Annotated in this window: 10 protein-coding genes; all 10 read right to left on the bottom strand. The window is 69.4% G+C overall.

What is annotated here, in order from left to right; genetic code table 11:
* Positions 1 to 36 precede the first annotated feature (36 nt).
* A complete protein-coding gene (xylB, locus tag AC07PU_RS28110; protein WP_495321699.1) occupies positions 37 to 1494 on the bottom strand; it encodes a xylulokinase in 1458 nt (485 codons plus the stop codon).
* A gap of 36 nt (positions 1495 to 1530) precedes the next feature.
* Positions 1531 to 2484, bottom strand: coding sequence for an AraC family transcriptional regulator (locus tag AC07PU_RS28105; RefSeq protein ID WP_057594072.1), 954 nt, complete (start codon positions 2482 to 2484; stop codon positions 1531 to 1533).
* Positions 2485 to 2531: 47 nt separating this feature from the next.
* A complete protein-coding gene (locus tag AC07PU_RS28100) occupies positions 2532 to 3482 on the bottom strand; it encodes a carbohydrate kinase family protein (RefSeq protein ID WP_495321698.1) in 951 nt (316 codons plus the stop codon).
* Positions 3483 to 3505: 23 nt separating this feature from the next.
* Positions 3506 to 4177, bottom strand: a complete 672-nt coding sequence (locus tag AC07PU_RS28095) for a transaldolase family protein (RefSeq protein WP_495321697.1) — start codon at positions 4175 to 4177, stop codon at positions 3506 to 3508.
* 113 nt (positions 4178 to 4290) lie between these two features.
* Positions 4291 to 5079 (bottom strand): L-iditol 2-dehydrogenase, encoded by a 789-nt coding sequence (locus AC07PU_RS28090; RefSeq protein WP_057594075.1) that lies wholly within the window; start codon positions 5077 to 5079, stop codon positions 4291 to 4293.
* Positions 5076 to 6458, bottom strand: a complete 1383-nt coding sequence (gene dalD, locus AC07PU_RS28085; RefSeq protein WP_495321831.1) for a D-arabinitol 4-dehydrogenase — start codon at positions 6456 to 6458, stop codon at positions 5076 to 5078. Before dalD ends, AC07PU_RS28090 begins: the two co-directional genes overlap by 4 nt.
* An 88-nt stretch (positions 6459 to 6546) precedes the next feature.
* Complete coding sequence (locus AC07PU_RS28080) at positions 6547 to 7587, bottom strand: ABC transporter ATP-binding protein (protein WP_495321696.1); 1041 nt, start codon at positions 7585 to 7587, stop codon at positions 6547 to 6549.
* Positions 7588 to 7604: 17 nt separating this feature from the next.
* The gene (locus tag AC07PU_RS28075) at positions 7605 to 8438 is read right to left on the bottom strand and encodes a carbohydrate ABC transporter permease (RefSeq protein ID WP_093352143.1); all 834 of its coding nucleotides are present in this window, start codon (positions 8436 to 8438) and stop codon (positions 7605 to 7607) included.
* A 149-nt stretch (positions 8439 to 8587) separates the two neighbouring features.
* On the bottom strand, positions 8588 to 9445 hold the full coding sequence (locus AC07PU_RS28070) for a carbohydrate ABC transporter permease (protein ID WP_093352146.1): 858 nt from the start codon (positions 9443 to 9445) through the stop codon (positions 8588 to 8590).
* A 151-nt stretch (positions 9446 to 9596) separates the two neighbouring features.
* Positions 9597 to 10907 (bottom strand): ABC transporter substrate-binding protein, encoded by a 1311-nt coding sequence (locus AC07PU_RS28065; protein ID WP_296783187.1) that lies wholly within the window; start codon positions 10905 to 10907, stop codon positions 9597 to 9599.
* Positions 10908 to 10963: the final 56 nt, after the last annotated feature.

Here is a 10963-nt window from a genome sequence, read left to right as displayed (position 1 = left end):
ACCCTCTCCCAGAGGGAGAGGGAAAAGACCAGGCGCTCAGGCCTCGAACGACGCGCGCAGCAGCGGATAGAGCTTGCGAAAGCGCGCGTGCCGCGCGCGGTGCCCCGCCGCGGCCTCGGCCTTCGGATCGAAGCGCTGCCGCACCGCGGGCGCGGTGCATACCGCGGCGATCGCGCCGCCATCGGCCAGCCAGGCCAGCCGTGCCGCGCCCAGCGCGCCGCCGGCCTCGCCACCCTCGGCCAGCGTCAGCGGCACCTCGAGGATGTCGGCCAGCAGTTGTGCCCACCAGGCGCTGCGCGCGCCACCGCCCACCAGCGCCAGCGCGCCCGAGGGCCGCGCCAGCGTGTCGAGCCCGTCGCGCAATCCGAAGCTCACGCCCTCGACCACCGCATAGGCGATGTCGTCGGCGCCATGCGCCTGCGTGAGTCCGAACAGCACGCCCTGCGCGTTCGCGTTGTTGTGCGGCGAGCGTTCGCCCGACAGGTAGGGCAGGAAGATCGGCGCGCGCGCGCGCGCCGCGTCGTCGAGCCGCGCGGCCGCCGCCAGCAGCGTGGCCTCGTCGCCGAAGCCCAGGTGCCGCGAGGCCCAGCTCACGGCGCTCGCAGCCGAGAGCATCACCGACATCTGGTGCCAGCGGCCCGGCAGCGCATGGCAGAAGGCATGCACCGCCTGCGCGGGATTCGGTTCGAAGCGGCTCGAGGCCACGAAGATCACGCCCGAGGTGCCGAGCGAGACGAAGCCCTGCCCCGGCTCCACGATGCCCATGCCGACCGCGCTGGCGGCGTTGTCGCCCGCGCCGCCCGCGATCTTCACGTCCGCGCCCAGGCCCCAGCGTTCGGCGAGCGCGGGCTTCAGCGTGGCCGAGACCTCGCTGCCTTCCACCAGCCGCGGCATCTGCGCACGCGTGAGGCCGGTGGCCGCGAGCAGTTCGTCGGACCAGTCGCGCGCACCGACGTCGAGCCACAGCGTGCCCGCCGCATCGGACATCTCGCCGACCGCCTCGCCGCTGAGCATGAAGCGCAGCCAGTCCTTGGGCAGCAGCACGCGCGCCACGCGCGCGAAGAGCTCGGGCTCGTGCTCGCGCACCCACAGCAGCTTGGGCGCCGTGAAGCCCGGCATCGCGAGGTTGCCCGCGATCTCGCCCAGCCGCGGCACCGCGCGCGTCAGCGCCTCGCACTGCGCGCCGCTGCGGCCGTCGTTCCAGAGGATGGCCGGGCGCAGCACCTCGCCGGCCGCGTCGAGCAGGGTGGCGCCGTGCATCTGGCCCGACAGCCCGAGGGCGCGCACCTGCGCGAGCGCCACCGGCTGGTCGGCGCGCAGCTGCGCCATCACCTGCTCGAGCGCCTGCCACCATTGCGCGGGCGATTGTTCGGACCACAGCGGATGCGGCCGGTCCACGGTCAGCGATGCGCGCGCCACGCCGACGATGCGGTGATCGTCGGCGAGCAGCAGCGCCTTGAGCTCGGACGTGCCGAGGTCGAGTCCCAGATACAAGAGAAGCTCCCGGTGGGTTTGGATGAAAGGCGGCGCTCAGGCCATGCCGTTGCCGAAGCGGGTGTCGGCCTGGCGGCGGAACTCGCTGGGCGTCATGCCCTTGATCTCGAGAAAGCGCCGGTTGAAGTTCGCCACGTTGTTGAAGCCGACCTGGTAGCAGATGTCGGTCACGTAGTGGTCGGTCTGCATCAGCAGGTGGCAGGCGCTGTTGATGCGCACGCGGTTGACGAAGTCGGTGAAGCTGTTGCCGGTGGAGCGCCGGAAGAAGCGGCTGAAGCGGCTCTCGCTCATGCCGAGCTCGGCGGCCAGGTCGGCCATCGAGAGCTGCTCGGTCATGTTGTTGGTGATGCGGTTGACGATGCCGTTGATCTGGTCGACCTGCGCATCGCCGTCGGCGCCCTGCGCGCCCTGCATCTGCACGCTCGACAGCAGCCGGTAGTCGGTGCACTGCGCGAGGTCGGCCAGGAAGCCCAGGAACAGCCCGAGCCGGCGCACGCCGCGCGCGGCCTTGATGTCGTCCCAGTGCTGCTGCGCCTGCTGCGAGAGGCCGAAGAACTCGATGCCGTGGCGCGCGCGCTCGAGCAGCTGCATGACCTCGCGCAGCTCGGGAATCTGGGCCGCGGCCTGCTCGATCGGCTCGTGCCGGAACTGGATCACGCGGTCGCGCCCGGCGGCGCCGCCCTCGGGCACGTCGAGCGAGATCCAGTTGTGCGGCAGCCGCGGGCCGCACAGCACCAGGTGGCCGGGCTGGAACGGTCCGATCCAGTCGCCGATGAAGGCCTTGCCCGAGGTCTCGGTGATCAGGTGCAGCTCGTAGTCCTCGTGGAAGTGCCAGCGCACCAGCGGGCTCGGGAAGCCGTGCGCCAGGCATCGCACCAGGCCGGTCTCCTCGGGCGCCTCGTAGCCCAGCGAGGGCGAACGCGCGAAGTCGCGCTCCAGCTCGGGCTGGCGCTGGCGGGGAATCGAACGCTTGCGTGTGGTGGTGGTCATGGCTGCATGCTCGCTGGCGGTCCGCGCCCGCTGCCAATGCAAGGGTGCTAGAGATTGTCTCCCCGCGCCAGCGCCGCCTGCACGGCCGCCAGCACCGGCGGATCGGCACCCTCGCGGGTGCAGTTCAGGGCCGCGGCTGTGGCGGCGAAGCGCATCACCGCGCGCCAGCCGTCGTCGCCGAGCGCCGCGAGCTGGTCGCGGTGCTCCACGCCCTGGTCGAGCAGCGCGACCGACAGGCCGGCCGTGAAGGTGTCGCCGGCGCCGATGGTGTCGACCACCTGCACGCGCGGCGCGGCCACCGACAGCGGCGCCTTGCCCGCGCGCCAGAGCGTGGCGCCCTCGCCGCCGCGCGTGACGATGACGGCGCGCGCGCCCGCGGCCAGGATCTCGGCGGCCAGCGCATCGACCGGGCGGTCCGGCGCCAGCAGCGCCGCATCCTCGTCGCTGAGCTTCACCAGGTCGGCCATCGCGAACCAGTTGGCGACACGCAGGCGATAGGCCGCGAGGTCGGGGATCAGGCTGGGCCGCACATTGGGATCGAACACGATCACGCAGCGGCCCGCGTTGGCGCTCACCAAGTCGGCGATGCGCGTCGCGGCCGGCTCCTGAAGCAGCGAGATCGAGCCGAAATGCAGGAAGCGGCAGTCGGCCGGCAGTTGCGGCAGCGGCTCGGGCGCCCAGGTCGCGTCGGCGCTGCCGTGTGTGTAGAAGGCATAGCGGTTGGTCTGCGGCGTGCGCTCGACGAAGGCCAGGGTCGAGGGCGCGCTGCTGCGCAGGATGAAGCCGGTGTCGACGCCGTTGCGTTCGAGGAAGGCCATCAGCCGCTCGCCGAACAGGTCGGTCGACAGCTGCGTGAAGAAGCCGGTGTGCTGGCCCAGCCGCGCGCAGGCCACGGCCGTGTTGAGCGGCGAGCCGCCCTCGTGGCCGAGGAAGGCCAGCGTGCCGGCCTCGCTGGCGGTGAAATCGATCAGGGCTTCGCCCGTGAGTGCAATGCGCATGGTGAGGACAGGATTTTCTTCGGTCAGTTCAGGGCGCGGGCGTCGTCCAGGAAGCCGCGTTCGGCGGCCAAGGTGGCGGGATGGTCGAGCAGTTCGGCGAACAGGCGCGGCGGGATCGTGATGGCGCCGACGCCCAGCGCGAGCAGCGACAGGTAGGCCTCGCGCGAGCGGATGCTCGCCACCAGCAGCCGCGTGCCCGACGCGGGCCGTTGCGCGACCAGCGACTGCATGCGCGCGATCAGCGCGAGCCCGTCCTGGCCGGCATCCTCGAGCCGCCCGAGGTAAGGCGCCGCATAGGCTGCGCCGAGCTGCGCCGCGAAGTGCGCCTGCTCGGGCGCGTAGACGGCGGTCCAGGTCACGGGCACGCCCTGCGCGATCAGCCGCGCGCCGGCCACCAGGCCCTGGCGCGTGGCGGGAATCTTGATGACGAGCTGGCCGGCGTCGAACTTCGGCAGCAGCGCCTGCGCGTCCTCGAGCATGCCGTCGGCCTCGCTCGAATACACCTGCGCCTGCACCTGGCGCGCGCCCAGTTCGATGCAGCGCTGCAGCAGGCCCGGCACTTCGGCGCGGCCGACACCGGCGCGCCTGAGCAAGGTCGGGTTGGTCGTCACGCCATGGACGACCGGATGCGGCAGGCAGGCCCGCAGCGCCGCGAGGTCGGCGCTGTCGAGGTAGAGGTGGAAATCGTCGTTCATGGATCGCGTGCGGCGGAGGCTGGCTATCTTCTCACCGGGCGGCCCGCGCTTCACCGCAGTGAAGGCAAGCGCTCCGATACTTTCCTGACTTCGCTGCAGCAGGCATCGCCATCTCAGCTCATGACGTTGCCGCCATCGACGTTCAGGGTCTGCGCCGTGATGTAGCGCGCCTCGTCGCTGGCCAGGAACACGGCCGCGCCCGCGATGTCGCCCGGCAGGCCCATGCGGCCCAGCGGCACCTCGAGCCCCACGCGCCGCTTCTTCTCGCCGAGGGCCAGTCCCTCGGCCCTGGCGAACAGGCTGTCGACCTGGTCCCACATCGGCGTGTCGACCACGCCGGGCGCGATGCCGTTGACGCGGATGCCGTGCGGTGCCATCGCGAGCGCCGCGCTCTGGGTGTAGCTGATCACGGCCGCCTTGGTGGCGCAGTAGTGCGACACCAGCGCCTCGCCGCGGCGCCCCGCCTGCGAGGCCATGTTGATGACCGAGGCGCCGCGGGTGCCGGCCTCGACCATGTGGCGCAGCACGGCCTGCATGACGAAGAACATGCCCTTCACGTTGACGGCGAACAGGCGGTCGAACGAAGCCTCGTCGCTGTCGAGCAGTGGCGCGAGATCGAACACGGCGGCATTGTTGAAGAGCACGTGGATCGGCCCGAAGGCCACCTGCGCCTCGACCAGCAGGCGCGCGATGGCCTGCATGTCGGTCACGTCGGCCGCGATGTAGGCCAGGCGATCGGGATGGCGCTGCTGCAGCGCGCGCACCGCCTCGGAAGGCGCGGCCGCGCGATCGACCACGCTGCAGCGCGCCCCCTCGGCGATGCAGGCTTCGGCAACCGCCAGGCCGATGCCGCCGCCGGCGCCGGTCAACAGCACATGGCGATCCTGCAGCCGCGTGCTCATGCCTTCGCGCCCACGAAGTCCGCGACACGCCCGCTCGCGCGGCGCACCGCATCGACCAGCCGCGCATCGCCCGCGATCGGGCCCCACAGGCCCGCGTCCGCGCACAGCGCGGCGACCGGGTCGGCCGCGTCGCAGATGGCATGCGCCACGGCTTCGTCCATGCCCTGGTCCTGGTAGGCATAGGGCAAGGTGCCGCGGTGCCAGCGCTGCAGGAAGGCCAGGAACAGCGCGGGCAGCATCGCCACGCTGTCGATGGGCTGGCCCGCGGCCAGCCGCTCGCGCACGGTCGGCGCGATGAAGCCCGGGATCTTCGAGAAACCGTCGGCGGCCACGCGCTGGTTGGTGTCGCGGATGGCGGGGTTGCCGAAGCGGTCGAGCACCACGTCGCGGTAGGCCGCGAGGTCGATCGGGCTCGGGCTCAGGCAGGGAATGACGTCGTCGCTCACGTAGTCGAAGGCCATCTTGCGGATGGCGGCGTCGTGCGTGCCCTCGTGGATGAAGCCGAGGCCCACCAGCGTGCCGGCCCAGGCGATGCAGCTGTGGGTGGCATTGAGGATGCGGATCTTGGCTTCCTCGTAGGGCTGTACCGAGTCGACCAGTTCGACCCCCACGCGCGCCCAGTCGGGGCGGCCGGCTGCGAAGTCGTCCTCGATGACCCACTGGATGAAGCTCTCGCCGGTGATCGCGGCCGCGTCGTCGCGACCGGTGGCGGCCTTCACGCGCGCGCGCAGCTCGGGCGGCGGGCGCGGCGTGATGCGGTCGACCATGGCATTGGGGCAGCGCGTGTTCGCCTTCGTCCAGGCCAGCAGCTCGGCATCGCCCGCGCGCTCGATGAACTCGAGCAGGCCGGCGCGGAAGCGCTCGCCGTTGTGGCGCAGGTTGTCGCAGTTCAGCAGCGTGAGCGGCCCTGCGTCGGCGGCCTTGCGCGCGCGCAGGATCGCGCAGACGGCACCGTAGATGGTCACGCCCTCGCCGCCCGCCTCGCCCTTGGCGGCACGCGCGATGTCGGCCACCAGGTCGGCGAAGGACAGGTCGAGCCGGCCCTTGGTGTCGAGGTAGTAGCCGGCCTCGGTGACGGTGAAGGAGACGATGCGCGTCGACGGCGCGGCGCCGCGCGCGATCGGGCCGGCGAGCGAGGGCTCGTAGGGCAGCACCTCGCGGATGGCCTCGATCTGCTCGTAGCGGTACTCGCCCGCGGGCGAGACGGTCTCGAGCGTGTAGCGGCCGCCCTGGGCGCGCAGCGCCTCGACGACCTCGGCCATGTCGGGCCGGATGTTGGCGCCAGAGATCGACCAGCGCGTGTCGCCCGCGTCGATCAGCCGCTGCAGGTAGACCGCCTGGTGCGCCCGGTGGAAGGACCCGAGGCCGAGGTGGAGCACCGTGAACTCCGAGGGAGCGGGTGGAAGGGGCGCTGCTGCGAGAGTCACGAAGAATGTCCCGGAAGAGGAATGAAACGAGAGAAGAGGTTCAGGCCGCGACCGCGCGCCCGTCGCGCGTGAACAGGTGCAGCACCGAGGGATCGAGCTCGACCGCCACGTCGTCGCCGGCCTGCAGCGGCGTGCGGTCGTTCTGGCGCGCCACCAGCGGCACGCCGCCCACGTCGACGTGGATCAGCGTGTCGGCGCCCAGCGCCTCGATCAGCTCGACGCGGCCCTGCACTTCGGACACCGGTGCGCCGGCCTTCGCATGCACGCGCAGGCCCTCGGGCCGCACGCCGAGGAAGCCGTCGCTCGGCAGCCGGCCGCCGGTGGCGGCCGAGAAGCTCGGGATGGCGCTGGCCGCCACCATGTTCATCGACGGCATGCCGATGAACTGCGCGACGAACTGGTTGGCCGGGCGGTCGTAGAGCTCGAGCGGCGTGCCGACCTGCTCGATCAGCCCGTCCTTGAGCACCACCACGCGGTCGGCCAGGGTCATGGCCTCGACCTGGTCGTGCGTGACGTAGATGGTGGTCGCACCGAGCGCGCGGTGCAGCTTGTGGATCTCCACGCGCGTGTTGCCGCGCAGCGCGGCATCGAGGTTGGACAACGGCTCGTCGAACAGGAACACCTTGGGCGCGCGCACGATGGCGCGGCCGATGGCCACGCGCTGGCGCTGGCCGCCCGAGAGGTCCTTGGGCAGGCGGTCGAGGTACTGCGTGAGGTTCAGCGTCTTCGCCGCATGCTCGACCTTGGTCTTGATCTCGGACTTGCTCGTGCCCGCGAGCTTGAGCGCGAAGGACATGTTGTCGTACACGCTCATGTGCGGATAGAGCGCATAGCTCTGGAACACCATCGCGAGGTCGCGCTTGCCCGAGGGCGCCCAGGTGATGTCCTTGCCGTCGAGCAGCAGGTTGCCGCTGCTGATGGGCTCGAGCCCCGCGATCAGCCGCAGCAGGGTCGACTTGCCGCAGCCCGAGGGACCGACGAAGACGATGAACTCGCCTTTCTGGATCTCGAGGTCGACGCCCTTGATGATGTCGACTTCGCCGAAGCTCTTCTTGATGTTCTTCAGTTGGAGGTAGGCCATGGGGTGTCTCCCTTTCTTTACTTGACGGCGCCGAAGGTCAGGCCTTGCACCAGTTGCTTCTGGCTGAACCAGCCGAACACGACGATGGGCGCGATGGCCATGAGCGAGGCCGCCGACAACTTGGCCCAGAACAGGCCCTCGGGGCTCGAGTACGAGGCGATCAGCGTGGCCAGCGTGCCGGCCTTGGCGGAGGTGAGGTTGAGCGCCCAGAAGGCCTCGTTCCAGCTCAGCACCAGGCACAGCAGGCCGGTGGAGGCGAGGCCGCCGACCGACAGCGGCAGCACGACATGGCGGAACTCGGTCCACAGGCTCGCGCCGTCCATGCGCGCGGCCTCGAGGATCTCGTTCGGGATGTCCTTGTAGGCGCTGTAGAGCATCCAGACCATGATCGGCAGGTTCGACAGCGTGAACACGATGGTCAGCGCGCTCAGCGAATCCAGCAGGCCCGCGGTCTGCGCGAGCACGTAGATCGGCACCAACGCGCCCACGGCCGGCATCATCTTGGTCGAGAGCATCCACATCAGGATGTCGCGCGTCTTCTTGGTGCGGAAGAAGGCCATCGAGTACGCGGCCGGCGCCGCGATCAGCAGGCCGAGGATGGTCGAGCCCAGGCTGGTGATCAGCGAGTTGCGCGCGTACAGCAGGTAGTCGCTGCGCCGCTGCACCTCGCCGAAGTTGTCGAGTGTGGGCTCGAAGATGAACAGCGGCGGCACGTGGATCGCCTGCAGCTCGGTCTTGAAGGCCGTGAGGAACAGCCAGCCGAGCGGGAAGAACAGCAGCAGCGCGACGGCCCAGGCGCCGACGGTGCGCAGCAGTTGCGGCAGGAAGTTGCTGGGAGCTTGTTGTTGCATGGTTCAGCTACTCCATCGTGCGGTGGGCAAGACACGGCCCATTCCAGGAACACCACGGAACCGGCTTTGCCGGGCCGTTGGTGTTGCCCCCTGCAAGGGGGTTGGCGAAGCGACACGAAGTGCGCGAAGACTGGGGGTGTGCAACATGACTAATCCAGGTTCTTGCCGATGATGCGGATCAGGAACACGGCCACGATGTTGGCCAGCACCACCGCGAACAGCGCGCCGGCCGAGGCCACGCCCACGTCGAAGTTCATGAGCGACTGCTTGAAGATCATGTAGGTCATGTTCGTGCTCTCGTTGCCCGGGCCGCCGTTGGTGGTGATGGCGATCTCGGCGAACACGCTGAGCAGGAAGATCATCTCGATCATGATCACCACCGCCATCGGGCGCGCGAGGTGCGGCACGGTGAGATAGAAGAAGCGCTGGAACGCGCTCGCGCCGTCCATGCGCGCGGCCTCCATCTGCTCGCGGTCGAGCGACTGCAGCGAGGTGATGAAGATCAGGCAGGCGAACGGCAGCCATTGCCAGGCCACCATGATGATCACCGACAGCAGGGGCACGTCGGTGAGCCAGTCGATCGGCTGGGCGCCGAAGGCGCGCCACACGTCGGCCAGGATGCCGTAGATCGGGTTCATCATCATGTGCTTCCACAGCAGCGCGTTGACCGCGGGCATGACGAAGAAGGGCGAGATCAAGAGCACACGCACGATGCCGCGGCCCGGGAAGGGTTCGTTGACCAGCAGCGCGAGCAGCACACCGAGCACCACGGTGATGCCGATCACGCTGCCGATCAGCAGCAGCGTGTTCCAGGTCGCGGGCCAGAAGTCCGGGTCGGTGACGAAGTACTCGAAGTTGGCGAGGCCCGCGAAGGGATGGTCGCCGGGCTGCATGAGGTTGTAGTTCACGAACGAGAAGTACAACGTCATCGCGAGCGGCACGATCATCCAGAGGAAGAGCGTGAGCACGGCCGGCGCCATGAGTGCGCGGGGCAGGAGTCTTTTCATGGGTGGTCCCTTCTCTCTTCTGTCTGGCTCCTTCCCCCTCTGGGGGAAGGTGGGGATGGGGGCTGCTGCGATCGAGCGCGGCAACGAACGACGCGCCGTGCGTGCCCCCACCCCGACCCTCCCCCGGAGGGGAGGGAGCAAGCCACGAGGCTTACTTGTAGTAGCCGGCCTTCTTCATCTCACGCTCGGCCGTGGTCTGCGAAGTCTTCAGCGCCTGGTCGACCGTGACCTTGCCCGCGAGTGCCGCGCTCATCTGCTGGCCCACTGCCACGCCGATGGCCTGGAACTCGGGGATGGCCGCGTACTGCACGCCGACGTAGGGCGACTTCGGCAACGTGCTGTCGCTGAGGTTGGCGCCGTCGATGGCCTTCTTCTCGGCGGCGGCGAACTTCGCGACCTTCTGGAACTCGGGGTTCGCGTAGGTCGACTTGCGCGTGCCGGTGGGCACCGCGCCCCAGCCGTGCTCCTTGGCGACGAGGTTGACGTAGTCCTTCGAGGTGGCCCACTTCACGAAGGTCTGGGCGGCGGCGGCCTTGGTCGAGCTGGCGGGGATCGCCAGGTTCCAGGTCCACAGCCAGTTGGCGCCCTTGGGCGTGACAGCAACGGGTGCTTGCGCGAAAGCCACCTTGTCGGCCACCTTCGACTGCTTGGGATCGCTGATGAACGAGGCCGCGATGGTCGCATCGACCCACATGCCGCACTTGCCTTCGTTGAACAGCGCGAGGTTCTCGTTGAAGCTGTTGGCCGAGGCGCCCGGCGGGCCGTAGGCCTTCATCAGGTCGACGTAGAAGCCGATCGCGTCCTTCCAGGGCTTGGTGTCGATCTGCGGCTTCCACTGCATGTCGAACCACTGGCCGCCGTTGGTGTTGACCAGCGTGGTCAGGAAGGCCATGTTGTCGCCCCAGCCCGGCTTGCCGCGCAGGCACATGCCGTAGACGCCGGCCTTCGGGTCGTGGATCTTGCCGGCCAGTTCCTTCACCTGGTTCCAGGTTGGCTGCTCGGGCATCTGGAAGCCGACCTTGTCGGCCAGGTCCTTGCGGTACATGAGCATCGAGCTCTCGCCGTAGAACGGCGCGGCGTAGAGCTTGCCCTGGTACGACAGGCCGTCGCGGATCGCGGGCAGCAGGTCGTCGGCGTCGTAGGCGGCATCGGTGGCGATGGGCTGCAGCCAGCCCTTCTTCGACCAGATCGGCGCTTCGTACAGGCCGATGGTCATCACGTCGAACTGGCCGCCCTTGGTGGCGATGTCGGTGGTCACGCGCTGGCGCAGCGTGCCCTCTTCCAGCGTGACCCACTTGAGCTTGATGTCGGGATTGGCCTTCTCGAAGAAGGGCGTGAGCTTCTGCATCTCGATCATGTGGCCGTTGTTGACGGTCGCGATCACGAGTTCGGTGGCAGCCTGGGCGACGAGCCCGGTGCCGGCGAGTGCGAGGACGAGGCCCGCTTTCAGAAAACGCTGCATGTTGTCTCCTAGAGGGTGAGCGACGCCCCCTCGGGTCGCCGTGCCCGGATTCTGGA

The sequence above is a fragment of the Variovorax sp. GW821-FHT10D07 genome (assembly GCF_059415325.1).
This window is presented reverse-complemented; position numbering and strand designations above follow the sequence as displayed.